Source organism: Streptomyces sp. NEAU-174, assembly GCF_052665095.1.
Window position 1 is genome coordinate 44,746 of sequence record NZ_JBQTCE010000022.1, and the last position, 25,708, is coordinate 70,453.

Below are 25,708 nucleotides of genomic sequence, written 5' to 3' on the forward strand. Positions count from 1 at the left end.
CGGCACGGCCGTCGGCGTACTACTCGCGGGCAGCGTCGATGATTCGAACGCCTTAGGGCCTGGACACCGCGTTCCCCGCTGGCCTGCTCGCGCTCACCCTCCCCGCCCTGACCTCGCTGACCCGCGACGACTCGGTGCCGAACGCCGGCGAAGAGACGCCCCGATGATGATTCTCTCCGTCCCCGCACGTATCTCACGCACCTCGCCGACCTGTTTTGCTGCACCACCGGCTGACGCTGCCTGCGACTGTCGTACGCCTGCTGCCCATCATGCCCATCATGGCCGCTGTCCCACTGACCGACCGCGCTGTGTGTCACAGGCGCACTGACCGAGGCCGGGGTACTTCCGTGGTATTTCGCAGGGTGGAACCGGCCTGCCGGGGTCGCCGTCGCTCTGGTCCTCGCCCTGCGCCGTACCACCTTCGCGGTCATGGTGGTCGCGGGCGCGGGCGCCACGGCTCTGTGGCGGCTGTGCGGAATCGCTTGAATCTGCTCCGGCACGGAACCGACGTGTATTGATCAGTCGCCGATCAGGCCATGAGCAAACACCTCTGTCACCATAGCCCCACGCAAGGTGACAGCCTCGCCCACCAGTCCCCGCACGCTCTTGACCCTCCGTTGCCCAGCACACCCATGTGTCCATCACTGTTTAGGAGACCCCCATGTCTCTTGACATCTACTGCCTGGGCGACCTGCCCCTGGAAAACGGAGAGATCCTGCACGACGCGCGGATCACCTACGCTCTGCACGGGCAGCTCGCCTCCGACCGGCACAACGTCGTCTTGTGCCCCACCTTCTTCGGCGGCGGCCACACCGGTTACGATTGGCTCACTGGCAGCGGGCAGCCGTTGGATGCCAACCGCCACTGCGTGGTCGCACCAGGGCTGTTCGGCAACGGCTTCTCCAGCTCTCCGAGTAACCATCCGAGCGGCTACCGGTGCCCGGCGATTTCGTCCCGGGACAGAGTCGTCGCCCAGCACCATTTGGTCACTGGGGAGTTAGGCGCCGCCGAGCTGGCGCTGGTAACCGGGTGGTCGATGGGGGCGACGCACGCCTACCAGTGCGCGGTGTCACACCCGCAGCTGGTAGCCCGGCTCGCGCCGATCTGTGGCTCCGCCACCACCAGCGGGGCCCACCCGGGTTTTCCTGTCCGCGCTCGGCTCTGCGCTGCGCGGCGGCGGGCCCGCGAAGCGGCGGCCGCGGACGGCGGCCCGGGTGCCCGCGGGCTGGACAGCCTCCCACGAATTCTGGGCGAAGCGACGCTACCGGGAGCTGGGGTTTGCAGACCGGGATGCCTATCTCACCGGCTTCTGGGACGCCTTCTTCACCAGCCGGAACGTCGACGACCTGCTGGTCATGGCCGGCACTTGGGAGCGCAGCGACGTCGGCGCGACCCGCGGGCGCGGCGGGAGCGTGCGGACGGCGCTCGAAGCCGTGCGGGCCGACACAGCGTCGCTGCCCGGTCTGCGCAACCAGCGCTTCGCGCCCTAGGACGAGGCCGCAACGGCCGGGATCATCCCGCGCTCCGCGCTGAGCGTGATTCCCGGTGTCTGGGGCCACCTCGGGGGCAACGGCGGCGGACCGCGACTTCGTCGCCAGCGCCCTCAGCCGCTTGCTGGATCGCATACCAATAGCCGCTAGACGATCGTGCCCCCCGGAAGCGCGCCTGCCGACACTCCGCCTTCTGGGAGTAAGCAACTCGACAGCCTGCCTCACAATTCCGTATCTCGAAACCCTTCCGGCCATGGATCGCGCATGCTGGATTGCTGTCCCCAGAAGCCTGCTCCGGAAGCCCTGTGAACATGCGCCGTTCCCACACAGCACGCTGCCCCCACACACCCAACCGGTGGCGCCCCGCACCGGAACCGTAGGAGAAACAGCATGTCAGCACGTATCACGTCGGCCCCAACCTCTCTCCATCAGGACGACACGGCTTTACCGCTCCGTCACGAGGGGGCCATCCGTGTATTTGGAAAGTTGACCATACAGTTCACCGGACAGCCTCTGGAGATAGGACCGCCCCGCCGCCGCGCGGTTCTCGCCCTGCTGGTGATGAGGGTCGGCACAGTCGTCTCCATCCCGACCATCCTCGAAAGTTTATGGGGAATCGACCTTCCCGACCACGCGGTCACTACACTCCAGTCGTACGTGTCCCGGCTGCGCAAGCTCATCGTCCACCGTCCACTCGCTGATGGCTCGGAGCTGACCCTCCAATACCGCAGCCACGGCTACGTCCTCGACGTCGCCCCCGAGAACATCGACGCCGTACGCTTCGAGCGGCTGGTGACAAGGGGACTCGCGGCCGAGCGAGGAGGCGACCGGGCCCATGCCTTCACGCTGCTGTCGGCCGCCTTGCAGGAGTGGACCGCGCCTCCGTTCGAGGACCTGTCCGAGTACGACTTCGCCTGCCAGGAGGCGCAGCGTCTGTGCCAGCTGAAGCTGTCCGCCGTCGAAGGGCGGGCCGAGGCCGCCCTGCAGTTGGGTCGGAGTGGGGAGATCCTGCACGACTTGGAGGTCGAGGCGGCGCACCACCCAGCGCGCGAGCGACTGGTGCGGCTGCTGATGCAGGCCCAGTACCGCGACGGCCGCCAAGCGGACGCCTTGCAGCTCTTCGACCGCACCCGCCGCTACCTCTCTACGGAGCTCGGCGTCGACGTCGGCCCCGAGCTGCGGCGCACCCATGAGGAGATCCTGCGCCAGGCGCCCTCGCTGGCGCCGGCCGAGGTGCCCGTCCCGGCGGCCCCCTCCCCGGCGGCGGAACCCATCGAGAATGCCCCGGCGCTCGGGCAGATGCCGTTCATCGGGCGACAGCAGGAGCTCGAAGTCCTGCGGGCGGCCGTCCACCGGGCTTGTGAGGGCCGAGGCGGGGTGGTGAGCCTGCTCGGGGAGAGCGGCAGCGGAAAGACGACGCTTCTGCGCGAGTTCCGACGCCACTGCGTCGAGCGCGAGATCGACGTCTTCACCGTCAACTGCCCGAAGGCCGAGGGTCTGCCCACGCACTGGCCTTGGAAGCAGGTGCTGCGGGCCGCTGCCGAGCGCTGGCCACAGACCATCAACGCGCTGCCCGCCGATGTCCGCGCCACGCTCATCGCCATGCTGCCCGGCTGGCAGGGGACCCCGGGCCACATTCCGCGCGCGCCGCACCCGATCGGTGACTTCCTTGTCCAGGAGGCTGTGGCCCAGGCGCTCCTGACTCTCGGCCGCAGGCCGCTGGTGCTGGTCATAGAGGACCTGCACTGGGCTGACGTCGCCTCCTTACGGCTACTGCGCCTCCTTGCCAGCCAGCTCGCCGACTCCCGGCTGCTGCTCGTCGCCACCTCCCGCACCTTCCGGGCCAGCGCCGACCCGAACGTGCGGGCTCTGCTGGCCGCGATCCGCGAGCTGCCCGTCTCCGACGAAATCATGCTCAGCGGTCTGCACGCCGCGGAAAGCCGCGAGCTGGCGCGGGCGGCGGGACGGCACCCCACCGACACCGTGGCCGACGCCCTCCACCGGCGCACGGTCGGCAACCCGTACTTCCTGGTCGCAATGCTGAAACAGCTCAACCCCGATATGTCCGCCGCTGCCGTGGAGAGCCTGCTGCCTGAGACCCTGGAGGAAGTCGTCCTCGAACGGCTAGCCCTGCTCCCCCGGCTGGTGAACAGCGTCCTGCGAGCGTGCACTGTGCTCGGCGACGACTGCACCGAGTCCGTGCTGAGTCAGGTCGTTGGCGGAGGTGAAGACGGCGCCGGTCCGGCGATCCAGCAGGCGATCCGTGGCGGCCTGCTGACCCGGGCGTCCGGAGGGCTGAGCCTAGAGTTCGTCCACCCGTTGCTGCGGGACACGGTGCGCCGCAACCTGTCCCACGGTGAGCTAGGGGAACTGCACTGGAAGGCGGTGCCCGCCCTGCTGAACGGCGCCCGGTTCTCCGACATACGTGACCCCATCCGCGCCCATTCCCGCGCCGCCCTGCGGTCGGCGCCCCCGGCACAGGTCCTGCGGCCGCTTCTGGACGAGGTGGAGAAGGCCGTCAAGCTTGGACTGTACGACGTGGCTTTGGACTGGCTGGACCTCCTGGCGGACATACTGCACACTCCCGCCGGCGACCAGCGGTACGCACAGGCGGAGCTGAACGTACAGCTGCGACGCCTGGATCTGCTGAATGTCGTCCAACGGACCGCGCCAGTGTCCCGGGACGCACTGCGCGACCGTGTGCAGCAACTCGGGTGCTATTTGGGCTCCCCGCAGGCGGGTGTCATCCTGCCCAGCCGCCTGATCGACCAAATCACCCGCGGAGACCTGTCCGCCGCAGAGGCGACAGTCTCGCCCCGGTCGGGCCCAGCGCAGCAGGAGAATGACCCATACCTGGACTTCGTCACCCATTACGGCCAGGGCCGCGTGCACTATGCCCGGGGCAAGTTGTCCGAGGCCCAGGCCTCGATGGACGACGCGCTCGCCGTAGCCGATGGCGGGACGGCGGCACACTCTGGCGCAATTACCGCCCGATGGCTGCATTTCGAAGCGCGGCTGAACAAGGCGGTGATCCAATGGCTGCGGGGGCGCACGGACGAGGCCTGGCAGAATATGGCCGAGATCTGGCGCTTGAAGTGTCACGGCGCCAGGCCGGTGGCCACCAGCCTGGCGCATACCTACGAGGCGGTCCTGCAGGTCTTCGAGGACGACCCCGAGGGGGCCCGGCGGAACGCGATCGCGGCCGTCGAGCCGATCCAGCGGAAGTGGACGTCCCGCTGGCAGTGGCTGATCGATGCCGTGCTGCTCTGGGCGAACGCCCGGCGGGGCACGGCGCGTTCGGCCGACTTCGCCGCCGCGCTCAGCTCCCTGGCCCGGGAAGAGCTGGCAGGTACCCGGCTCATCACGCTCGGCCTCGCGCTGGTGTCCGACGCCGAGCGGGTCGCCGGACACCCGCGCGAGGCCCACGCCCATCTGCGGCGCCTGCGAAGGCTAGTGGCCCAGACCGGTGAGGTGGTGTTCCTCAACACGCTGCCAGCGCACCTATTGCCGTGGCGAGCACTGCCGCACGCGGCCTGATGGCCTGCCGTACGGCGATGACGGGTGCGGTCAGGTCGAGTAGTCGGCGTTCAGACGGACGTAGCCCTCGGTCAGATCGCACCCGTACACGCGGAAGGCGGAGTGGCCGGTGCCAAGGCGCACCTTGATGAGGACCTCGTCGCCCTTGAGATGCTCGACAACCTGCGCGAGGCGCTCCTTGTCGGGCAGGTCGGGGTAGACGTCGACGTCACCGAAGCCGATGGTGACGTTCTCCGGGGCGATGTCCGCGTCCTCCTCGCCCTTGCCGATGGCCATCGCCACACGCCCCCAGTTGGGGTCCGCGCCGTGCACGGCGGTCTTCACCAGCGGGGAATTGACGACCGCCTTGCCGACCCGGCGGGCCTGTTCGGCGTCGCGGGCGCCGGCGACGGCCACCTCGATTAGCTTGGTGGCGCCCTCACCGTCGCGGGCGATGTCCTTGACCAGGTCGAGGGCGACACCGAACAGCTCCCGCTCGAACTCCGTGACGTCCACTGCACCGGCCAGGCCGTTGGCGAACACCGCCGCGGTGTCGCTGGTGGAGGTGTCGGTATCGATGCTGAGCGCGTTGAAGGTGCGGTCGATCACCCGGCGGAACACGGCGTCCAGGACATCGGGATCGAGTTTGGCGTCGGTGAAGAAGAACGTCAGCAGAGTCGCCATATTCGGCTCCATCATGCCGACGCCCTTGGCGATGCCGATCAGGGACGCCGTACCGCAACGGGCGGAGCGGACCTTGTGCCGGGTGTCTGTGGTCATGAATGCCTTGGCCGCGGCCTCGAAATCGGCGCCGAGGAAGGGATAACTCAGTGTCGCGAGGTGGTCGCGCACCGCGGGCATGGGGTAGCGCTGCCCGATAAGGCCCGTGGAGGTGATCAGCAGCTCGTCGTCCGCGACCCCGAGGGCCCTGGCCACACCCGCCCGGACCTCACGCGCGTCGCTGAGCCCTCCCGCACCGGTGGCGACGTTGGCATTGCCGGACAGCGCGATGACACCACGGCCGGTCTTCGACGCGGCCGCCGCACGGCTGAGGACAACGCTGGGGCCTGCGAACCGGGACCGGGTGAACACGGCGCTGACAGCGGCCGACACGTCGGAAGCCACGACTAGGAAGTCGTCACGGTCGCCGCGGATTCCGGACCGTCCAGTGTGCGTGCGGAACCCCTGCGGTAAGGACAGCGTGGTCATCTTGGGCTTGGTCCTCTCTGAAGTTCGCGGTGATCGTACTCCGACGAGGCCGCCCCGGTGATAGCCGTTCGGAGTACGTTCGGGTCGGTGCTACCTCACCGGCCCACAAAGCCGACGACGTCGCCCACCTGAGCAGCGTTGTCGGTCATGCGCTCCGGAACGGATGTCCATGCGGCGCAGCCACCGGCCTTTGCCGTCCTACCTGGGGGTGACCGGCGTACGGGCGTGCGTGGCGCGGTAGTTGTCGACGATAAGGGGGGTGCCCGGCCTCAAGTGCAACAGTTCGGTCACCTCGTCAAGGGCCTCCGAGAGCTCCGCCAGGACCTGCTAGGTGGGCAGGTCGACGGGGTCGAACAGTTCCCGGTCATAGGCGAACAGCGGGTCGTCGCGGTGGCCGTCGAGGACGGAGATCCAGTAGGGTTCCCTCGCTGGTGCGGAGGGCCATATCGGCATGGCAGCTCATGGGCTTGCGGTACAGCTCCGTGCGGGTGGACTCGTCCAGACGGGATAACCCCTTGCGTACGGAGCCGTCCAAGGTGTGGCCTTGCCCTCGCGGTCGGCGCGGATGCGATCCATTCCGATCTTCTCGCGCAGCAGCGTGCCGACGTCATCGTCCGGGACGCCAACATCGGCGAGCACGGGCAGGATCTCACCCAGCAGGGTGAGCCGGTCCTCCGAGAGCTCGGCCCGCTCGGCGAGTTCGTCGCGCAGCTTGATCCGGGCCCGGGACTCCGACTCGAGAGGGTCTGGTCGAAGAGCTGCACGACGGAGTCGAGGACGTCGACCGCGGACTGGGCCAGCAGCGTGAGCAGGATCGGGTGGCGCCGGTTCGGCTCCCGACGCGCCAGGGCCTGCGAGGCGAGCCGCCGGCCAATCTGGGCGAGGTGACGGCGCCGTTCAGCGGGTAGCGCGGACATGTCGAGCGTGTCGGCGTCGAGGCTGCGCAGGTTCAGCTTCTCGACCTCGCCACCCACGCTGTTGGGCGACACCTGCACCGGTCCGGTGACCAGCCAGTGCAAGCGCGAGGACTTCAGCTTCGCCTCGACTACGAGCAGCCCGTCCAAGCCGCGGGCGCGCTCGTCGGTCAGCAGGTGGGCCACGCGGGCGTGGATCTCCCGCTCGGCGGCCTGACGCGCGGTGCCGACCTTCTCCAGCAGCGTGACCACGCCGGGCCGGATCACCTCCGCCGAGCGCAGGTACTCGCAGCCCAGGCGGAACAACAGCGACGGCGAGTCATGCTCCATCGCTCGGGCCAGCAGGAACTCGTCCAGTTCCTTCAGCTCCAGCGACTTCGCCGACCGCCACCCCAGATACTTCGCCACCACCTCGACCGGCAGGCCGAGCTGCCTGGCCAGCCGCCCCACCGCCGCCAGCGGTGCCGATGGCACTTCGTCCGGCACGAAGCCCAGCCACGGCAGCGTGCACAACTACACCGCGGCGCCGAGAACCGCCTGGGGACGCAGGAACTTCCGCAGGAACGCCTCATCCGCCGGGGTGAGGGTGCAGTAGCTGATCAGCTCGTCCTTGCCGATCGCGGGAAAGGAGCGCAGGGCCTCCAACTCCTCACCGGAGAACACCCGCGTTGCCATCTGCCCGCCCCTCTCGCCGCCGGATTCACTCGTTCGGCCCAACGAGCCACCGGCTTCACGGCAACGGGCCAGGTCAGGGGCTACTCCGTGGTTTTCTCGGCGGGTACTACTGGGACCCCGAGGGGAAGCACAGCGAGCTTGCCGTGCAAGGCGCGCATCGCGGCCAGGGACAGAGAGTGGTCCCCTCCGTGCATCGCCTGGCGGTCGCTACTGCTGGCAGACTGGCTGCTGTTCGGACTCGTCTACATCTGCTTCCTGGCGCAGCTGGAGCGCTGGTCGGCGACCGTGAGGGACCGGATCTTCGTCAATCTGCTTGTGGTTGCATGAGGCGGCTGTCTTTCGATGCGGAGCTGAAGGCTGTGGCCTCCGGCCGCCGCATTTCCATCGCACCGGCCACAGCCGCCCGCTTCTACGCACGTCCCGGTCTGGCCTACCTCACCATCACCGACGCGTCCTGGTGTGACGTCTACGTGGCACTGCCTCACAATCCGCCACCCGCCGCACGCCACTTCGCCCACTTGACCCAGCAGATAACCAGCGCGATTCCGGCGGACTGACATCTGATCCGTTGTTTCTGGCCACTCGGACGGTGTGGGTCTGCCACTGGCAGCCGACCAGCTCGGCCGAGCGGTCTGGGGACTCCGTCCCGAGGGTCCGCGCTGCGTCCTCGATCCGGCCGATGTCCTTGAAGGCTGCGAGCGCCGCGTGCGCGGTCAGGGAGGAGGGCCGAAGGGGCACTGCAAGACACAGCCTTGGACTTGGTGACTCGATGACCTCGCCATCCCACTTACTGCGCCGACGAAGTTCACGTGGAGTATTCCGAGTTCAGCTGTACGTACCCCTCTGTCAGATCGCAGCCGTACACCGTGAAGGCGCCGTCAGCGATGTCGAGATCGACACCGATCACGACCTCGGGGTTCCGCATCACCTCGGCCACCGCTGCGCGTACCCCGTCGTTGCTCTTGCTGGCGTGTCGGCCCGGTGGGTAGACGGCCACCTCGCCAAAACGGATGACCACCTTGTCCTGGTCGATGTCTGTGTCATCGGAGCACTTGCCGATCGCCATGGCCACCCTGCCCCAGTTGGGGTCGGCGCCATGCACTGCGGTCTTCACCAGGGGAGAGTTGACGACCGCCTTACCGACCCGCTTGGCCTGCTCGTCGTCGCGTGCACCGGTCACCTGCACCTCGATGAGCTTGCCAGCGCCCTCGCCATCGTGGGCAATGTCCTTTACCAGGGCGAGCGCCACCTCATACAGGGCCTCCTCGAACGCGGCCGGGTCCACGTCCCCCGCGAGGCCATTGGCGAACAACGCGGCAGTGTCGCTCGTGGACGTGTCGGTGTCGATGCTGACCGCGTTGAAGGTGCGGTCCATCACCCTTCGGAAGAGTGGATCCTGAGCCTCCGGGTCCAGCCGGGCATCGGTGACGAAGAAGGCCAGCAAGGTTGCCATGTCAGGCTCCATCATCCCGATCCCCTTGGCAATCCCGGTGATCACCGTGTCACCCACCCGAGCGGATGCGATCTTGGACCGCGTGTCGGTGGTCATGATTGCCCGCGCCGCATGGTCGAAGCCGCCCTGGGGAAGGTCGGGCGGCAGGGTCCTTATGAGCTCCCGGATTGAGGCCATGGGGTACTGGCGGCCGATCACTCCTGTAGAGGCGATGAGGAGCTCGTCATTGGCGACGCCGATGGCTCGGGCCACCGAGTCGCGTACCTCACGGGCATTCCTCTCGCCCTCCTGGCCGGTGGCAACGTTCGCGTTGCGGGCTAAGACCACCACGCCACGGGCGGAATGGTCCGCGACACTAGCGCGGCTGAGCGACACGCTCGGCCCGGCGAAACGGGACCTTGTAAAAACGCCGCTTACCACTGCGGGTACGGTTGAGACGAGCACCGTGAAGTCGTCTCGCCCGTCGTCCAAGAGCCCGGCTGGCGCAGTGTGAACCGCGAACCCTCTGGGTTCTTCGAATGCGCCGTGTGTCATGATTAATCCCCTCAACCATATACAGACATACGTCATTAAGGCCCGCCGGACACCGAGGGTGCCCGGCGGATCTCCATCATGGGGTTTGCCCAGCTTGGTCGGCTACAGGCGACATCTCGACACGAGCCCCAGCATTTCCTCGCGGGGGCCGCATGTCAGCCGGGCGGTGTGGCTCACCGGCGCGGTGTGAAGTCCACGACGTCGCCGGCGCGTTCCCCACCCGACAGCTGCCCATTGCGATCGGTACGGATGTAGACACGGTGCAGCCAGCGGTCCTTGCCGTCCCAGCGCGGAGTAAAGGGCGTCCGGGCGTGCGTGGTGCGAAAGTTGTCCACGATCAGAACGTCGCCGGGCACTAAGTGCACCGGCTCGGTGACCTCGTCCAGCGCTTTCGACAGCACCGCGACCGCCTCAACATCGGCATGCTCACGCGGGGTAAGCAGTTCGCGGTCGTAGCCCAGGAACGGGTCCTGCGGATTACCGTACAGCGGCTTGACGCTTGCGATGGGACCCGGGTTCTCCACCTCACCGCGGAAGGCAACGTCCACGCAGCAGGGCATCGGCCGGTCGAACAAGTGAGTACGGACATCCTGGGGGACCAGCGGCAGCGCTTTGCGAACCGAGGCCACCAGGGTGGCTGCCTTACGTTCGTGGTCAGCGCGGGAGCAGGCCAGCATCACATAGTTCGGCTGGAGCACGTGGTAGGCCATCTCGGTGTGGAACTCGAGCAGGGTGTCGGAGGTCTCCGAGGAGAGGTGGTGCGCGCCGGGTGAGGGGTACACGTCATGGTAGACGGTGCCCGAGCGCAGTTCGCGATAGCCAGTATGCAGCCCCAGGCGGCGGCCGGTGAGCGCGAGCATGGCCTCCATGGTCAGCATGGGCCGGTCCACAGGCGCCGGCGTACTGGAGGGTGTACGAGGCAGGGCGTCATCCTCTTCTACGGGCATCCCCCGCAACAGCAGGTAACCGCTCTGGCTCCCCCTCACGTTGAACGCGTCCAGCGCCCTGGCGATGGGTTCAGGGAGCGCGACGGCTCCGCGGCGACCCGCATCGAGGAAGCCGTACAGGTCCGTGCGGGGGACGTCAGGCAGTTGTGCCGCCAGGCCCCTGAGCTCGGAGGCGTATGTCGAGCAGTCCACGATAGTCATGTGTCTGGCCTTTCTTGAGTGTGAGCACGTGCGTACTGGTGCAGGAGTTCGGCGCCGATCTCAGTGGCAAGGATCGAGGTGATACCGCCATGGTCATAGAGGGGCGAGACTTCCATGACGTCGAAGCCCACCGGGTGTAGATCGCCAATGGCTCGCAACAGGGCGAGCACCTCCCGGGAGCTGGGCCCGCCCGGTGCAGGGGTACCGGTGCCTGGTGCGAAGGCCGGGTCCACCACGTCGATGTCGACTGACACATAGACTGGCAACTCGCCGACCCGGTCGCACACCAGCCCCGCCGTAGCTTCTGGGCCCAACGTGTAGAACTCGTCAGAGGTGACGATCCGAACACCGCGGTCACGAGCGTAGTCCAGCGAGTCGGGGCGCGGATTGTGCCCACGGATGCCGATCTGCACCATGCACTCTGGAATGACGAGCTTCTCCTCTATGGCATGTCGGAAGGGGGTGCCATGGTGGTACTCGCCGCCGTAAAAAGCGGGGTTGGTGTCGGAGTGTGCATCCAGATGCAGGACGGCGACTGGGCCGTGCTTCCCAGCAACCGCGCGCAGGGCTGCCAGAGTCAACGAGTGGTCGCCACCGATCATGAGGAAGGCGGCATTATCGGTGAGCAGTCGGGACAACCGCTTTGTGGCAGTGTCCATCGCTATATGCATGCTGAACGGGGTGAGGTCGATGTCCCCGGCGTCGACGCAGTCGATCAGGTCGAAGGTACCGGGCCCGCGGTCGATGCCCACCCCGTGGATCAGCCCAGATTCATTCCGCACCGCCCGCGGACCGAACCGGGCACCGGGTCTGTAGCTAGTGCCGCCGTCGTACGGGGCGCCGATGACCACGACATCCCTGCCCCGCGGCATGGGCTCGTGTGGGAGCCGCATGAACGTCGGGACCTGGGCGTAGCGTGGAGATATATTCGTATCGGTGCGTTCCAAGAAGGATCCTCCTCACAGTAGGGGCTGGTCGCGGAGCGAGGGCAACGGCCAGCGGCTAGGCTGCGGAGTCCAGCCGCCCCATGACCTCCGCCACCACCGTCTCAACCGCTACGTCGTCCGGGTGAATGCCTGCTGTGACCACCTGATCGAACAGGTTCAGCACGACTAGCTGCTTCGCATGCGTTACCCGCTCGCCGGGCACGCCCGCGTCAATCAGCAGACGGGTGAACGCCGAGGTGGTCCCCGAGCCCTCGTGCACGCCGAGCTTCGGGCGAATGACTGCGCTGACCGGCAATAGATCGCCCATGGCGGCGCGAAGCACCCATTTGTCCTGCCCGTATCGGCGCTTGAGCCCGGCCTCCAACGACACCAGGAGGTCAAGGACCTGGCGGTCCCAGTAAGGGTGGGTGGACCAGTGGCCCGCGATCGCAGAAAGCACCGGTGTCATCTCGTTAAGGCCATCGAAGGTGTCCATATCGCGGCACACAACCGCGTCCAGCTGCGGCAAACGGTCCTCCCGGTGCATCCCGCCCAGGGGGATGTCGGCCCCATAGCCGGTAAGGATCCGCCGACCGGCGCCTTCCATACGCAGATAGAGCGCGGTCAGTGGCAGCAGGTACTCGATGATGTCGGGGTCCCTGCCCTCCGATGCCCACACCGCATGAGGCAGACGGCGCAGAAGCTCCTCCGTGCCGATAGTCACTTCGCGGTGTGTCGAACCCAGACGCTGAGCCACCGTGCGTGCATGAGGGAACTCATCAGCCTCGTCGGTTCCCATGGACACAGTATCGATCGGCTCGGCAGCCTTCTGCGCAGCGAGGGCCGCGACGCTGGAGGAGTCGATCCCCCCGGAGAGGACCACCAGAGGGCGGCCAGTTCCGATACGGGCCGAAACGGCGTGGGCCAGGGCTGAACGGACGCCGCCCACCGCTTCCTCCTCCGAAACGATCTGGCGGGCGAGCGGGGGAGCCCAGGTGCGATGCACCTGGTGCTCACCATTGGCCACCACGAAGTCGAGCACTGTGCCGGCCGATACCTGATGGACGCCCGGCAGCCCTGGCACACACCGGCCGGTGAGTGGTAGCCCCTTGGGGGCTGTCCGAAGGGCTTTCGCTTCGGTCGCCGCCAGCACCCGGCCAGGAGCGGCGGCGACATACAAGGGTACTGAGCCCGCATGGTCGGTGGCGAGCACAGCCCGCACTCCTGTGGTCACGAGGGCGGCGAACCGCCCGTTGAACAGCCGAAAAGCGTGAACGTCGTAGACGGCGAAGAGGGCCAGAATAAGCTCGGCGTCGCCACCCCAGGACGCGTCGGCGGGCAATAACCGCTCTAACTCATCTTGGTTGTACAGCTCTCCAGCCAGGACCACAGTCCAGCCCTCAGCGTGCGCGTAGGCACGTTCGGGAGCTCCAGAATGGAGAAGGACGGTACGTACAACGTGGTCGGCTGTACACTCGGTCAGCTTGGCCAATGAACCAAGGGCAGCGAAGGCTGGCTCGATGGGTCGGCCTCCGTCTCGACGAACCTCCACAGAGAAGCCGATGGCGGCGGGCAGCATGAGAGTCATAATCAGATGCTCAGTGCACCGAAGCCGCTGGCGGTGAAGTCGTAGCTCACCGGAACTTCGATCAGGAGCGGCCGCCCAAGCCCCGCTCCCTTGCGGAGCCCGGCGAGCAACTCCTCCCGGGAGCTGGCCCGGACCGCCTCGATCCCGTTGGCGCGGGCGAGCGCAGTAAAATCGACGCTACCGAACTTCACCGCCGGGTTGTGCGAGCGCTGATGGCCGAGGTTCTGGTACAGCTCGATCAGGCCGTTGGTGTCGTTGTTGACCACTACGGTAACGATGGGCAGATTGAGTCGGGCGATGGTCTCCAGGTCGGCACTGTTGGAGTGGAATCCGCCGTCGCCCGCGATAAGGAACGTTGGCTGGTTCGGCCGAGCGAGCTGGGCACCGATTGCCGCAGGGATTCCGTAACCGAAGCTGGAACAGCCCGCTGAGGTCAGGAAGCCGAACGGCTGATCTGCGCGGGCGAAGAGAACTCCATAGTGCCGGAAGAACCCGATGTCCGAGACAATCGTGCCCTGACCGGACTCAGCGGTCTCCGCCATAACAGTGTTCATCGAGTCGATCACCTGGTGGACTCGCATACCGTCCTCGTATTCGCAGGGATCGGCAAGGAACTCCGCGATCCGCTCCCGCAATGGCGTGATGTCATGCGGGGTCTTCTCGGCGAGCCCGGCGGTCTCGCCGTCCAGGTATTCCACGAAGGCCAGGACATCGGTGACCACGTCGACGTCAGGGCGATAGACGCGCGGGATCGGATTGGCCGTCGGTGATACGCGGACCGTAGCCTTCTCTTCCCCCCGCTGCCACATTGAGGGTCGCAAGTCCTCAGCGTAGTCGTAGCCCAGGGTGAGGATAAGGTCCGCGGGACCGAATAAGGTTTCCAGCGCAGGGAACGAAAGGATGCCGTCCATGTAGCCCGTAACCGCGCCGTAATTGAGCTGATGGCCATGTGGTACTACGCCCTTAGCGATGTAGGTGGTGATCACCGGCAGCCGCAGCCGCTCAGCCAGGGCGCGGATGGCGGGTACCGCCCCGGACCGGATAGCGGAGGCGCCAACGACCAGTACAGGATGGTGAGCCTCGGCGATCAGCTCTGCGGCCTTGCGGGCGGCCTCCTGCCAGCCATCCTCGACGGTGGCGAGCGGCTTGGTCGGCGTCCGAGCCTCGGAGTGGGTCACAGAAGTGTCGATCTCAGCTCCGAGGAGGTCAACGGGAAAGGATATGAAACTGGGGCCGACCGGCTCATTCATCGCGGCGGCTATGGCCGAGTCCACTAGGTCTGTCACCTCATTGGGACGCTGGAGCTCCACCGCGTACTTAGTCATCGGCTGCATAACCGACACCGAGTCCAGGCACTGGTGAGTGTCGTTGGGGAAGATGTCGTGCGACTCAGACTGGGCTGCCAAAGCAATGACCGGGGACCGGTCGAGGACGGATGTGGCTACGCCGGTCGTAAGGTTGGTCATGCCGGGTCCGAGTGTCGCCCAGCACGCCTGCGGCTGCCCGGTGATACGGGCCAGCACGTCGGCTGCCACGCCAGCGGTGAACTCGTGCCGGGTCAGCACGAAGTCGATGCCGTCAACCTCGTCGAAGAGTATTGATGCGGCCTCGCGACCGACCACTCCGAACACGGTACGCACCCCGTGGTCGTGGAGTCGCCTGAGCAGCGCGTGAGCAGTCGTCGGGCCGGTGCGCGGGGCGTTGGAGACGCGGGACATGCAAGCTCCTTTGGACGGATGGCTCGCGTTGGTGAACGCGAGGAATCGATCACCAACGACTATGCCGACAGTCCCTTGCGGCCATATGTACGATCCCCTTGCTCGTCCCCTGTGCAAGCCGCGACGGGTCATTGCCAGGGCTGCCAGTAGACCGTCCAGTAGCGCCGCCCACACCATGCGCGCCTGCTGTCCGGAACCGAACCCACCGCGGTGCTGGAGTCCTTCACCGCCACCCTGCGGGAGATGGCCGGCGCGGACCTGGTCACCCTGGCCATCCCGGTCGGCGACAGCGGCGAGCTGGTCATCGAGGCCGCCTCCGGAACGCGCGCGGAGGACGCGCGCGGTCTGGTCCTGGGTGCCGCCACGCTGGCCGCGAAGGTCTTCGCCTCCGGGGAGACCATCACCAGCGACGCGGTCAGCGCCGATCCGCGCGCCACCGGCGGCAGCGCCGCTGTCGTGGAGCTGGGCCCCGCGTTCCTCGTCCCCCTCGGCACCCGCGACCACGTGCGGGGCGTGCTCCAGGTGGCCAACGTGCCGGGCGGCCCGGGCTTCACCGACGCCGTCATCGACATGGTGATCGGGTACGGCAACCAGGCGGCGCTGGCGCTCGAGGTCGCCGAGCACCGGCAGGACGCCGATCGCATGCTGGTCCTCAACGACCGTGACCGGATCGCCCGCGATCTGCACGACCTCGTCATCCAGCGGTTATTCGCCGGGGCGCTGACCTTGCAGTCCACGCTCGGCCGCCTCGCCGACAGGCCGCAGGAGGGCGCACGGGTCCAGCGGGTGGTCGACGACCTGGACGACACCATCAAGGTCATCCGCTCCACCATCTACTCGCTCGGCGAGCAGGAACGGTCCCGGAGCGAAGGACTGCGCGCCCGGCTGGTGGCGGCCATGGAGAGGGCCGCCGAAGCCCTGGGCTTCGCGCCCGCGCTGCGCATGACCGGCCTGCTGGACACCAACGTCCCCGCCGGTCACGCCGAGCACATGCTGGCCGTGGCCGGCGAGGCCCTGTCCAACGCGGCCCGGCACGCCCAGGCCACCGCCGTCGACGTCAGCGTGGAGGTCACCGACACGGCGCTGCGGCTGAAAGTGACGGACAACGGCCACGGCCTCGACCCGCCCGTCACCCGCCGAAGCGGCCTGGCCAACCTCCAGCAACGCGCCGAGGAACTGGGCGGCTCCTTCTCCCTCCGCCCGAACGAGCCGAACGGCACCGTCGTGGAATGGGCCGCGCCGCTGCACGCTATCCCGTGAATGTATTCACCGATACCACCGCAAACGACGCCCGCCGCCAGCGTTGAGTGACCGCAACTGAGCTGCGCTGTCGTCTGACCTGGCCGCTTCGGCAAGTACCTCGCCACACGCACCTGGGCGAGGCTTTCCACATCGTCGGGTGCCTGCCCACTCAGGTGGCAATGTTCGCATGTCGCACGAGCTTCTGGTCCATGTGACAACGGGCGAGCACGCGTCCAACGACCACGAGCGGTGCGGTGAACGCTGCCTGTACAGCGACGAGGCGATCAAACAGCTAATGGTCGATGCTCCCTTGCAGAGCGCTTGACGTTCCGTCCGTTGTCTGCGCCAGCGAATCACAATGTCCGAGTGCCAAGCTTCGAGGCGTAGACCGCCCCAGGGAGTAGTACGTAAAGGAGTAGACCGCATGCCCATATCGCGGACCGCACCTATTGCCGCCTCGGACCCCGACCCGGAGAAGACGACCCAATGGGTACAAGCCGACCGCACCCACATAGTTCACCCTAACCTCCCCAGCGAAAATACGGACCGCATTGTCATGGTGGAGGGCAAAGGATGTGATGTGCGTGACAGCGAGGGTAGGCGGTACCTGGATGCTGCAGCAGTGCTCGGCGTAGTGCAGGTCGGGCATGGGCGCAGCGAGATCGCAGCAGCAGTGTCCGCACAGATGGCCTCCCTGGAGTACTTTCACCTCTGGGAGAGCATGACTAATGACAAGGCGGTGGAGCTGGCGGCGCGGTTGACCGGGCTCGCGCCCTCCGGTCTCGACAAGGTCTTTTTCACCAGTGGAGGGGCGGAAGGCAACGAGATTGCGCTACGCATGGCCCGGTTCTTTCACCACCGTCGAGGGCAGTCCGAGAGGACCTGGATTCTTTCGCGAGCCTCCGCGTATCACGGCATCGCATACGGCGCAGGCAGCGTGTCTGGGCTCTCTGTGTACCACAAGGGCTTTGGCCCAATGATGCCCCATGTCCACCACTTGACACCGCCCGATCCGTACCGAACTGAGCTCTATGATGGCGAAGATCCCACGGAGTTCTGCCTGAGGGAATTACAGGAGACCATCGAACGAATCGGGCCCGACCGGATCGCGGCGCTGATTGGCGAGCCAGTGATGAGCGTGGGCGGCGCGGTAATCCCGCCACGAGACTACTGGCCACGTGTCGCGGAACTACTGCGATCATACGGCATCCTGCTGATCCTCGACGAGGTGGTGACAGGGTATGGCAGGACTGGCCACTGGTTCGCGGCTGAGCACTTCGGTATCACGCCGGACATCATGGTTACCGCGAAGGGCATTACTTCCGGCTACATCCCCCACGGTGCCGTGCTGGTCAGCGAGGAAGTGGCGACCACCGTCACCGACGCGGCCGGTTTCCCCGTCGGATTCACGTACACGGGCCATCCCACCGCGTGCGCCGCAGCGCTCGCGAACCTCGATATCCTCGAGCACGAGGGCCTGCTGGAGAACGCGGTGGAGATTGGCGGTTACCTGGCTTCCCGGCTCGCGGTCCTGCGGGACCTGCCCGTCGTGGGCGATGTCCGCCAACTCGGCCTCCTGCTGGGCATCGAGCTGGTCGCGGACAAGACGAGCCGATTCGAGCTGCCGACAGGAACGGCCCCGGTCGCACTGGCACTGCGCGAGGAGGCGGGCATCATAGTCCGCGGCAACCCCCGCTCACTGCTCATCAATCCACCTCTTGTGATGAACCGCGACGCTGCAGATGAATTGGCCGAAGGGCTATTAACTGTGCTGTCCCGCGTGTCGACCGACGGCAGGGTTGCATCGTAACCACATAGCCCCCTGGCCTGACCAGGCCATCACTTCGCCGACCGCCGCACCCGACGCGGCGTACTCCAGCACCATGCGCAAGCACCTCACTCCTGAAAGGAAAGGTCCTGCGGCTCATGCCTCTGTTGGATCTCACCCCGGACGAACTGCTGACAACCACCCGTTCCATACGGAAGCGGCTGGACCTTACCCGCCTGGTCCCGCTTAACCTGGTCAAGGAGTGTGTGCGCATCGCATTGCATGCCCCTTCCGGCAGCAATCGGCAGAGCTGGCATTGGCTGGTGATCACGGATGCCGAGCAGCGTGCGGCGATCGGTCGCTATTACCAGCGTGCGGCGCATAGCTACCTGGAGACGAAGGGCACGTCCTCCTCACTGTTCAAGGAGGACCCTGAGCGTTACGCGGTACAGCGCCAGGTGGGCGACAGCGTCGCCCACCTGGCCGACCGGATGGGCCAGGTCCCTGTCCTCGTCATCCCTTGCCTCGATGTCAGCGACACGCCCGAGTACAACGAGGCCGGCAAGTGGGGATCGATCATTCAAGCTGGCTGGAGCTACATGCTTGCGGCTCGAGCACGCGGCCTCGCCACCGCCTGGACCACCCTGCACCTCACGTACGAGAAGGAGATCGCCGACTTGCTGGGGCTGCCAAATGGAGTTATCCAGTCGGCTCTGCTCCCGACGGCCTACCCCATTGGCACGGAGTTCAAACCTGCACCGAGGCAACCGCTCGAGAGCGTCCTGCACATCGACAAATGGTGAACGCACAGAATTCATGCCCTTAAAGAGGCGTCCGCCTCGAAGTGCGAAGGGCAAGAGGAGTGACGATGAAGACTGATGCCACACTGCCGAAGCGCCAGCTCGGTCCAGTGGAAGTGCCGGCGCAGGGTCTGGGCTGCCTCAGCATGACGTCGTTCTACAGGCAGACCGATCCTGAAGAGGCGGTCAGCACCGTGCGGCAGGCGATCGACCGGGGCGTGCGTCTCCTGGACACGGCCGATGTTCAAGGCCTGGGTGAGGGAGAGCGGCTGCTGGGCAAGGCGATCGCTGGTCGCCGGGAACGGGTGCTGGTGTCCACCAAGGTCGGCCTTGAGCGAGACCGCGAGGGAACGTTCCTGGGCGTTCGAGGAGACCGCGACTATATACGGGCACGCTGCCATGACTCGCTACGCCGACTCGGGGTAGATCATCTTGACTTCTTCACCAAACACATGGCCGCACCGGGGGAGCGCATCGAAGAGGCAGCCGGAGCTCTGGCAGAGCTGGTTACTGAGGGGAAGGTGCGCCATGTGTCCCTATCGGAGGTTTCCGCCGATACCATTCGGCGGGCTCACGCTGTCCACCCCATCACAGCGCTGCAGAGCGAGTGGTCGCTGTGGAGCAGAGACATTGAGGCCGACGTGGTACCGGTTTGCCGGGAGTTAGGCATCGGCATCATCGCGTCTTGCCCTCTCGGCCGCGGTTTCTTCACCGGGCAGGTCAGCTCGGTTTCCTCCCTTGGCCCGCCCAGCGATTTCCGCCACATGCTCCCCCGGTTCTCCGAAACCAACCTCCCTCGCAATGTCGCCATCCTGACCAAGTTGCGGTCCTTGGCCGCTCAGCGTGGCATCACGGTCGCCCAACTCGCTCTAGCCTGGCTGCACGGGCAGGGCAACGATGTCGTACCCATCCCGGGCACTTCGCGTCGCGATCATCTGGCGGAGAACCTCGCCGCTGTATCGGTACGACTCACCGACGAGGAACTAAAGGCTGTAGCCGATGCTGTGCAAGCGGGGGCCGTCCACGGCGAACGGTACGACCCTTTCTTGATGGGCATGGTGGACAACTGAACCCAGCAACTCAGGCACCCATACCGCGCTCGCCCGCCGCGCCGTACTCAGAAAGGGATTGAGCATGAAGTTCTTGCAAGCCGACCTCGATGCCTGCGAACGGCTACTACCGGGCCTCGCCAGACGCCTCGCAGATATGCCCTTCGATACCCTGGAGTCCCCAGAGAGTCCTGCCATCGCCCTGTTCAAGGACCACGGCGGCACCAATCTCCTAGTGCCGAAGGCATATGGTGGGCTCGGTGCCTCTGCGCTGGAGGCCGTACGAGTCATCCGTGCCCTGGGGTCGCTTGCACCCTCCTTGGTGGTGGCCACGGCGATGCATCACTTCTCCGTCGGAATGCTTTACTCCGTGGGCCCTCTCTACGAGGCCACGACCGACATCCGCACCTCCGTGCTGGATACGATCGCGCCCAAGCGACTGTTGATCGCCTCCGGCTACGCGGAGGGTCGGTCGGGGCACGGCATCCTCAGCCCGACTGTCGAGGCACGGGAGGTGCCCGGTGGTTACCGCGTTACAGGTTCTAAAAAGCCATGCAGCCTGGCCCGTTCGATGGATCTCCTGACGGCAAGCGTCACCGTGCGAGATCCGGACGGCACACCTGACATGGGCCTGTTAGTGCTGCCCGCTGACACGCCGGGAGTCTCCGTTCACGACTTCTGGTCGACCTTCCCATTGGTCGCCGCAGAGAGCGAAGAGGTCCGGATGGACGACGTATTCGTGGCCCAGGAGCACGTGCTGCGTACGCCTCCCACCGCTGTCGAAAGGCTGGACGAACTCAACGAGGCGGGGGTGATCTGGTTCCAGATGCTTGTTGCGGCGTCGTACACCGGGATCGCCAGCGCTCTGGTCGACATGGCCCTGGACAAGCAACGAGGCTCGGCCGCTGAACGAGCACAGCTATGCTTACTCATAGAGTCGGCAGCGTCTCTGGTGGAGGGGCTTGCCCGCCGGATCGCGGACGTCGATCTGGGCAACGACTGCGCGGCTGCCTCCCTGTTCACCCGGTTCTCCGTCCAGGATCTGATCACCAAGGTAGTGGGCCTGGCCGTCGAGATGGTGGGCGGCATGACCTTCATCTCTTCCCCTAAGGTCGCCTATCTGGCGTCCGCCGCGCAGGCGGTGGTCTTCCACCCGCCGTCGCGGATGAGTATGAGCGCGGCTGTCGTTGATTACTACAGGGGCAAGCCACTCTTCTTCACGTAGGCCCCGCCGTTCGTTCCCTTTGTTTGTCCTGAGTCCTCTCCGGCGCACCAATTCAAGTGAGCGGGTGACCACAGCATGGCAGCAATCCTGGACTTTGAGGTCATATACCCTTCGGGGTGGATCACAGTCCCAAAGATGGCCGCGGAATCCGGCCTGACGGAGAACGACATCAGAGCGCTCACCGTGTGCGAGGGTTTCCCCGTACTCGCGGATGGCGAACACGAATGGGAATTGGCCCTGAGGGCCGCCCAGGTAGTCCTCGAACGGGCTGCCGTCCCGCTCTCGGCTATACGCACTGTCATCTACGCCGGTACGGGTGAGTGGGATATCCCGTTCTGGTCGCCCGCAGCGAAGGTGGCCCATGAACTCGGAATCGAGGGCGCTTACTGCTTTGAGATAGTCAACTACTGCAACGCCGTGACAGCCGCGATCCAATATGGGACGGACCAGGTCGACGCGAGGCCGGATGGGTACGTGCTGGTGCTGGGCGGGGACCGAGTCAGCACGATGCTGGATTACAGTGACCCCGGCGCCAAGGAGCTATTCAACCAGGGCGACGCAGCGAGCGCCGTACTGATATCGGCCTCCGGCCAGGGGATTGCCGAGATGCTGGGGGCGAAGATGCGTACCGACCCCAGCTGGTGTGATTACTACACAGGTGTACGGGAAGGCGAGCAACTGATCATTAGGCGCCACGGCCTGCGGGACGGTCTGGGCGAGGCATATCTGGAGAACTTCACCGGCCTCATCCGGGAACTACTCTCCTCCCTCGGCAAGAATCCAACCGACATATCTTACCTGCTGGTCACACATGGTGATCGACGTGTACATCAGCGGCTGCTGAGCGCGATGGAGCTGCCAACCACCAAGAGCGTGTTCAACTACGAGCACCTGGGACATATGGGCGGAGCGGACACACTGATCGCGATGAACGACCTAATCTCGGATGGTCGGCTCAGGTGCGGTGATCTCGTCCTACATGCCACCAGCGCTCTGGGCTTCAGTTGGGGCGTGATGGCCATGGAGTACGTCGGCCGATGACTGCCGTCACGTTTGACCCCACCGGTCTCCGCCAGGCCCTGGCTACCTTCCCCACCGGCGTGACGACGCTGTGTGCCCTGGTCGGCGAGCGGCCGGTGGGTATGTCCGCCAGCTCTTTCACCTCCGTCTCGCTCGATCCTCCGTTAGTGAGCGTCGCGATACACCACAAGTCGCGCACCTGGCCGCTGCTGCGCACGGCGCCCAAGCTGGGGGTGGGAGTACTCGCCGAGGGGCAAGGACCCGCTTGCCGGGCACTCGCCTCGGACACGACAGACCGATTCGCCGGCCTGCGATGGAGCAAGCGTGCGGATGGGACGGTCTTCTTGGACGGCGCGTGCCTGATGATGGTCTGCTCGATCGAGGCCGCGATCCCAGCGGGTGACCATGATCTGATTGTCCTCCGGGCCCACTCAGCGGATTTCTTCGCGCACCGGGAACCCCTGGTCTTTCACGCTGGTAGGTTCCGCAGTCTCGTCGACTGACCCCCGTGCCCCCGCCGAAGCCGCAATCCGTGAGTCGTCCTACGGCATGTCCGCATAGGTACCGGTGATCCGCGTGATGCGGCCTGCTGCGAACACCCCCCGCAGGGCCGGAGTCCATCGCCCCGCAGTGTTGGAGACGACGCCGAGTCCGCGGACACCTGGGACGTGGAGAGCGTCGATCAACACGTTCGACACGCCCCGAGGCCGCAGCCTCCCGCCACGAACGTCGTGCCGTTCGGTACCGGGTCCGCGGCGATCGCCGCGGACCCGGCCACCCTGTCTATGGAACCAATTGCTCAGGCGTGGCTCACGTCTGAGGCCGGGCCCGTGTCTCGAACCGGGCGTCGAGACTCAGTCGGCCGGCGCCTGTGATGAAGAGCACGAGTGCGCTCATGGCGAAGAAGAGGGAATTCTCGTGCGTCAGCCCTGGCTCGCTGCCCCCGATGAGGGGCTCGCCCAGGCTGGAGGTCAGCCACGTCGTCGCCATCAGCACGGCCATGAGCACCGCCGCGAGCCGTGTGAGCAGACCGGCCACGACGGTCACGCTGGTGCCGATCTCACCGAGGATGCTGAGCCAACTCGCCACCTCCGGCAGCGGAACCCCGAAGCCGCGGGAGAGCGCTATGCGATGCCCCGGGTTGCCGAGCCCTTGGAATCCATGGATGACGAGCAGTCCGCCTACGGTCAGACGCAGGATGAGCAGAGCCGCGTCGTCGAGTGTGTTCCGTGGTGTCAGAGGGGGCTTCCTGGGGTCCAGCATCAGCAATGGATTCGGCATGACTCCTCCTGCGGGCAAAGGGCCTCGGCGGTCCGGTGACATCTCGCTAGTGAACGGGCGGGACCTGCGTATCCCAATGAATCGCTTCCGCTCAGTGGGACACTCGCCCGTCGTATCCGGGCCCGATCGGTGACGGAAGGCGGCCTCGGTGGAGTGAGCGCAGCAGGGCCAGCAGGCTCTTCTCGCCGGTCGGACCGTCACTGGAAGGTGGCTCCTGAGCCAACCGCCGTGCGATCGGCGCGAGGTCGTCGACGCCGACTCCGAGTGCTCGTAGGTCGGACGGCGCGCCGAAGGCACGGGCCAGACGCAGGAGTTCCGTGCACACGTCGCCGCCGTTGACTGACCGGGCCATGAGCTCGCGCTGGGCGTCCGACAGCCCGGGCTCTTGGTGGCGCAGGACGAACGGCAGCACCAAAGCGTGGGTAGCGGCGTGCGGGGTGTCGAATCTGCCACCGAGCAGGTGGCAAAGCCGGTGGTGCAGGCCCATTCTTGTCGAATCCAGGCAGACGCCGCAGAGCCAGGAGGCGTAGAGCGCATCGTCCCGGTCACGGTCGTTCCAGCCGCCATCCAGGCCGCGCAGGGCTCGGATCATCACCGCGATCGCCTCGCCGGCGGTGACGGCCACCAATGGCGAGGTGTCCGGGGCGTAGATCGCCTCGACAGCATGGGCGACTGCGTTCAGGCCGCTGAGGCCCCTCACCGACCGGGGAAGGCCGTCGGTCAGCTCGGGGTCGTACACGACTACCCGTGCCAGGACCCGAACGTCCCGGCCGGTGCGCTTCTCGCCCCTCTTCGTGACGCCCCAGACATCGGTCATCTCCGAGCCCGAGTACGTCGTCGGCAGGCACACGACAGGCAACCCGCTGCGCAGTGCGACCGCCTTGGCAAGACCGATGGCCGAGCCGCCTCCGACGGCCACCAGCGAGTCGGCACCCGACTCCTCAACTATGCGCATGTGCTCGTCCACCAGGTGCTCGGGCACGTGCATGCGTGCCCGGTCCGAGGTCGCGGCCGGAGCGAGGGATCCGTCCGCGAGGCTTACCGCGACACCGGCTGCTGCTGCGGCAGACCCCGGCGAGGACACACACAGCGGAGCACGCACGCCGAGGGCTCGCAGCTCCTGCGCGACCTCGCGGCGGCGTCCGCGACCGAAGACGATGCGCGGCGTCTTGGACTGGTGGATGAAGCGTGTCGTCGTGCTCACGCGGACCTCCGCGACGTGGCCTGGGCGTCCAGCGCGAGGACCAAGTCCACCCGCAGCGCCTCGGCGCCCGACGGCACAGGCGGGCCGTCGGGATCGACCACGAGATCGGCGAGGTCGCCTCGATCGCCGTCGACAGCCTGTCGCTGCCGGACGAGGCCTGGACGCACCGCGAAGACCGCATCCGAGTCGAGGTGCGGGGAGTCTGCCAGGAAGATGTGTGTGGTCAGCTCCCGACAGCCTGCGGCCGAGACCTGAAAATGGATGTGAGCCGGCCTGTACACCGGCCGCGAGGCAGCGGCCAGCAACTCGCCTACGGGCCCATCGCTGGGGATCGGGTACGGCGCCGGCACGACGGTCTCGAAGTAAAACCAGCCGGCGCTGTTCGTCGTGAACAGCCCGCGGCCACTGCCCTGCGGGACCACATCCGGGAGTTGCACATCGTAGTAGCCCTCGCCGTTGGCCTGCCATACGTCGACGGTGGCCGAGGGGAGGGCCCCGCCGGCTGTGTCGCTCACACGGCCGTAGACCAGGAGACGCTCGCCGGCCGCGTCGCCCGCGATTGACGAGCCCAGTTCGCGCTCGGGTGAGGTGGTCATATGGAACGGCCCCAGCACGGTGCGCTCGGTGGCTCCTACCCCCTCGCCGCGCCCCTCGGCAAGCACCTCTACCAGCATGCTCGCGCCGAGCACATCGGAGAGGAGCACAAATTCCTGTCGGGTCTCCGAGCAAGTCCTGCCGGTTCGGGTCAGGAAGTCGACCCCGGCGTACCACTCCTCGATCGTCACGTCGTTCTCCCACAGGAAGGCGTGGAGATGCGCCGTGAGCGACTGCATCAACATGCGGAACCGGTCGTTGCCGGACCGGTCGAAGCTGGCCCGAACCTGCCGTTCGAGGTCATCCATTGCTGCCGAAGCCACGACCGTCGTTGGGTTCACGTGGCTCTCCTTT

22 protein-coding genes and 2 pseudogenes are annotated in these 25,708 nt (G+C 66.4%); 12 read left to right on the top strand and 12 right to left on the bottom strand.

All coding sequences use genetic code 11. The features are described 5' to 3' along the window. Nucleotides 1–661: 661 nt before the first annotated feature. The 3 genes and pseudogenes from ACT2CW_RS43095 to ACT2CW_RS43105 all read left to right on the top strand — a co-directional run. Nucleotides 662–1,051, top strand: a pseudogene (locus ACT2CW_RS43095) (alpha/beta fold hydrolase); the annotation flags it as partial. A gap of 55 nt (nt 1,052–1,106) precedes the next feature. Next, on the top strand, nt 1,107–1,490 hold the full coding sequence (locus ACT2CW_RS43100) for a hypothetical protein (protein ID WP_241787978.1): 384 nt from the start codon (nt 1,107–1,109) through the stop codon (nt 1,488–1,490). 486 nt (nt 1,491–1,976) lie between these two features. After that, nucleotides 1,977–5,027, top strand: a complete 3,051-nt coding sequence (locus tag ACT2CW_RS43105) for a BTAD domain-containing putative transcriptional regulator (protein ID WP_445520556.1) — start codon at nt 1,977–1,979, stop codon at nt 5,025–5,027. Nucleotides 5,028–5,057: 30 nt separating this feature from the next. On the opposite strand, the gene argJ (ACT2CW_RS43110) is transcribed toward ACT2CW_RS43105, so the two are convergent. Then, a complete protein-coding gene (argJ, locus tag ACT2CW_RS43110; protein ID WP_445520557.1) occupies nt 5,058–6,215 on the bottom strand; it encodes a bifunctional glutamate N-acetyltransferase/amino-acid acetyltransferase ArgJ in 1,158 nt (385 codons plus the stop codon). Nucleotides 6,216–6,542: 327 nt separating this feature from the next. Beyond that, the gene (locus ACT2CW_RS43115) at nt 6,543–6,668 is read right to left on the bottom strand and encodes a hypothetical protein (RefSeq protein ID WP_276616780.1); all 126 of its coding nucleotides are present in this window, start codon (nt 6,666–6,668) and stop codon (nt 6,543–6,545) included. A 462-nt stretch (nt 6,669–7,130) separates the two neighbouring features. Here ACT2CW_RS43115 and ACT2CW_RS43120 point away from each other — a divergent pair, with 462 nt between their 5' ends. Then, entirely contained in the window at nt 7,131–7,346 is a 216-nt protein-coding gene (locus ACT2CW_RS43120; protein WP_241787977.1) for a hypothetical protein, read from the top strand. 23 nt (nt 7,347–7,369) lie between these two features. Here the strand turns inward: ACT2CW_RS43120 and ACT2CW_RS43125 are convergent. Together ACT2CW_RS43125 and ACT2CW_RS43130 are read right to left on the bottom strand one after the other, a co-directional pair. Further along, nucleotides 7,370–7,642: pseudogene (locus ACT2CW_RS43125) on the bottom strand (DUF4158 domain-containing protein); the annotation flags it as partial. Next, entirely contained in the window at nt 7,643–7,804 is a 162-nt protein-coding gene (locus tag ACT2CW_RS43130; protein ID WP_445520558.1) for a hypothetical protein, read from the bottom strand. It abuts the pseudogene before it with no gap. Nucleotides 7,805–8,127: 323 nt separating this feature from the next. Between ACT2CW_RS43130 and ACT2CW_RS43135 the strand changes: the two genes are divergently transcribed. Then, nucleotides 8,128–8,361, top strand: a complete 234-nt coding sequence (locus ACT2CW_RS43135; protein WP_138911707.1) for a hypothetical protein — start codon at nt 8,128–8,130, stop codon at nt 8,359–8,361. Between the two features lie 248 nt (nt 8,362–8,609). On the opposite strand, the gene argJ (ACT2CW_RS43140) is transcribed toward ACT2CW_RS43135, so the two are convergent. The 5 genes from argJ (ACT2CW_RS43140) to ACT2CW_RS43160 form a co-directional block, all read right to left on the bottom strand. Continuing rightward, complete coding sequence (argJ, locus tag ACT2CW_RS43140; RefSeq protein ID WP_037961036.1) at nt 8,610–9,791, bottom strand: bifunctional glutamate N-acetyltransferase/amino-acid acetyltransferase ArgJ; 1,182 nt, start codon at nt 9,789–9,791, stop codon at nt 8,610–8,612. A gap of 173 nt (nt 9,792–9,964) precedes the next feature. Next, a complete protein-coding gene (gene cs1 / locus ACT2CW_RS43145; protein WP_037960951.1) occupies nt 9,965–10,939 on the bottom strand; it encodes a clavaminate synthase Cs1 in 975 nt (324 codons plus the stop codon). Next, nucleotides 10,936–11,886, bottom strand: coding sequence for an agmatinase (gene speB, locus ACT2CW_RS43150; RefSeq protein WP_037960949.1), 951 nt, complete (start codon nt 11,884–11,886; stop codon nt 10,936–10,938). The genes cs1 and speB overlap by 4 nt, the downstream gene beginning before the upstream one ends. 55 nt (nt 11,887–11,941) lie before the next feature. After that, the gene (locus tag ACT2CW_RS43155; protein WP_037960948.1) at nt 11,942–13,453 is read right to left on the bottom strand and encodes an asparagine synthase-related protein; all 1,512 of its coding nucleotides are present in this window, start codon (nt 13,451–13,453) and stop codon (nt 11,942–11,944) included. 2 nt (nt 13,454–13,455) lie between these two features. Next, complete coding sequence (locus ACT2CW_RS43160) at nt 13,456–15,171, bottom strand: thiamine pyrophosphate-binding protein (protein ID WP_138911706.1); 1,716 nt, start codon at nt 15,169–15,171, stop codon at nt 13,456–13,458. Between the two features lie 210 nt (nt 15,172–15,381). Between ACT2CW_RS43160 and ACT2CW_RS43165 the strand changes: the two genes are divergently transcribed. The 7 genes from ACT2CW_RS43165 (at nt 15,382) to ACT2CW_RS43195 (ending at nt 22,778) form a co-directional block, all read left to right on the top strand. Beyond that, on the top strand, nt 15,382–16,431 hold the full coding sequence (locus ACT2CW_RS43165; RefSeq protein ID WP_445520559.1) for a GAF domain-containing sensor histidine kinase: 1,050 nt from the start codon (nt 15,382–15,384) through the stop codon (nt 16,429–16,431). A gap of 406 nt (nt 16,432–16,837) precedes the next feature. Next, nucleotides 16,838–18,223, top strand: a complete 1,386-nt coding sequence (locus ACT2CW_RS43170; RefSeq protein WP_078559569.1) for an aminotransferase family protein — start codon at nt 16,838–16,840, stop codon at nt 18,221–18,223. A gap of 116 nt (nt 18,224–18,339) precedes the next feature. After that, nucleotides 18,340–18,984: a nitroreductase family protein gene (locus ACT2CW_RS43175; RefSeq protein WP_037961031.1), complete on the top strand. Its 645-nt coding sequence runs from the start codon at nt 18,340–18,342 to the stop codon at nt 18,982–18,984. Nucleotides 18,985–19,049: 65 nt separating this feature from the next. Next, nucleotides 19,050–20,051, top strand: coding sequence for an aldo/keto reductase (locus ACT2CW_RS43180; RefSeq protein ID WP_445520560.1), 1,002 nt, complete (start codon nt 19,050–19,052; stop codon nt 20,049–20,051). Between the two features lie 64 nt (nt 20,052–20,115). Beyond that, complete coding sequence (locus ACT2CW_RS43185) at nt 20,116–21,255, top strand: acyl-CoA dehydrogenase family protein (protein WP_037961026.1); 1,140 nt, start codon at nt 20,116–20,118, stop codon at nt 21,253–21,255. Between the two features lie 75 nt (nt 21,256–21,330). Continuing rightward, nucleotides 21,331–22,296 (top strand): 3-oxoacyl-ACP synthase III family protein, encoded by a 966-nt coding sequence (locus ACT2CW_RS43190; RefSeq protein ID WP_445520561.1) that lies wholly within the window; start codon nt 21,331–21,333, stop codon nt 22,294–22,296. Then, the gene (locus ACT2CW_RS43195) at nt 22,293–22,778 is read left to right on the top strand and encodes a flavin reductase family protein (RefSeq protein ID WP_037961022.1); all 486 of its coding nucleotides are present in this window, start codon (nt 22,293–22,295) and stop codon (nt 22,776–22,778) included. Before ACT2CW_RS43190 ends, ACT2CW_RS43195 begins: the two co-directional genes overlap by 4 nt. A gap of 307 nt (nt 22,779–23,085) precedes the next feature. Here the strand turns inward: ACT2CW_RS43195 and ACT2CW_RS43200 are convergent, their stop codons facing one another. From ACT2CW_RS43200 to ACT2CW_RS43210, 3 genes are all read right to left on the bottom strand, one after another. Beyond that, a complete protein-coding gene (locus tag ACT2CW_RS43200) occupies nt 23,086–23,556 on the bottom strand; it encodes a DoxX family protein (protein WP_037961020.1) in 471 nt (156 codons plus the stop codon). 91 nt (nt 23,557–23,647) lie between these two features. Then, nucleotides 23,648–24,760 (bottom strand): maleylacetate reductase, encoded by a 1,113-nt coding sequence (locus tag ACT2CW_RS43205; RefSeq protein ID WP_445520562.1) that lies wholly within the window; start codon nt 24,758–24,760, stop codon nt 23,648–23,650. Further along, nucleotides 24,757–25,695 (bottom strand): dioxygenase family protein, encoded by a 939-nt coding sequence (locus ACT2CW_RS43210; RefSeq protein WP_240812602.1) that lies wholly within the window; start codon nt 25,693–25,695, stop codon nt 24,757–24,759. The genes ACT2CW_RS43205 and ACT2CW_RS43210 overlap by 4 nt, the downstream gene beginning before the upstream one ends. Nucleotides 25,696–25,708: the final 13 nt, after the last annotated feature.

Coding starts and splice junctions, on each gene's coding strand:
- ACT2CW_RS43195 (WP_037961022.1), top strand. CDS start 22,293: ATGACTGCCGTCACGTTTGACCCCACCGGTCTCCGCCAGGCCCTGGCT.
- ACT2CW_RS43155 (WP_037960948.1), bottom strand. CDS start 13,453: ATGACTCTCATGCTGCCCGCCGCCATCGGCTTCTCTGTGGAGGTTCGT.
- ACT2CW_RS43185 (WP_037961026.1), top strand. CDS start 20,116: ATGAAGTTCTTGCAAGCCGACCTCGATGCCTGCGAACGGCTACTACCG.
- ACT2CW_RS43115 (WP_276616780.1), bottom strand. CDS start 6,668: ATGCCGATATGGCCCTCCGCACCAGCGAGGGAACCCTACTGGATCTCC.
- ACT2CW_RS43190 (WP_445520561.1), top strand. CDS start 21,331: ATGGCAGCAATCCTGGACTTTGAGGTCATATACCCTTCGGGGTGGATC.
- ACT2CW_RS43175 (WP_037961031.1), top strand. CDS start 18,340: ATGCCTCTGTTGGATCTCACCCCGGACGAACTGCTGACAACCACCCGT.
- ACT2CW_RS43200 (WP_037961020.1), bottom strand. CDS start 23,556: ATGCCGAATCCATTGCTGATGCTGGACCCCAGGAAGCCCCCTCTGACA.
- ACT2CW_RS43130 (WP_445520558.1), bottom strand. CDS start 7,804: ATGGCAACGCGGGTGTTCTCCGGTGAGGAGTTGGAGGCCCTGCGCTCC.
- argJ (WP_037961036.1), bottom strand. CDS start 9,791: ATGACACACGGCGCATTCGAAGAACCCAGAGGGTTCGCGGTTCACACT.
- ACT2CW_RS43135 (WP_138911707.1), top strand. CDS start 8,128: ATGAGGCGGCTGTCTTTCGATGCGGAGCTGAAGGCTGTGGCCTCCGGC.
- ACT2CW_RS43170 (WP_078559569.1), top strand. CDS start 16,838: ATGCCCATATCGCGGACCGCACCTATTGCCGCCTCGGACCCCGACCCG.
- ACT2CW_RS43180 (WP_445520560.1), top strand. CDS start 19,050: ATGAAGACTGATGCCACACTGCCGAAGCGCCAGCTCGGTCCAGTGGAA.
- cs1 (WP_037960951.1), bottom strand. CDS start 10,939: ATGACTATCGTGGACTGCTCGACATACGCCTCCGAGCTCAGGGGCCTG.
- ACT2CW_RS43120 (WP_241787977.1), top strand. CDS start 7,131: ATGTCGAGCGTGTCGGCGTCGAGGCTGCGCAGGTTCAGCTTCTCGACC.
- ACT2CW_RS43160 (WP_138911706.1), bottom strand. CDS start 15,171: ATGTCCCGCGTCTCCAACGCCCCGCGCACCGGCCCGACGACTGCTCAC.
- argJ (WP_445520557.1), bottom strand. CDS start 6,215: ATGACCACGCTGTCCTTACCGCAGGGGTTCCGCACGCACACTGGACGG.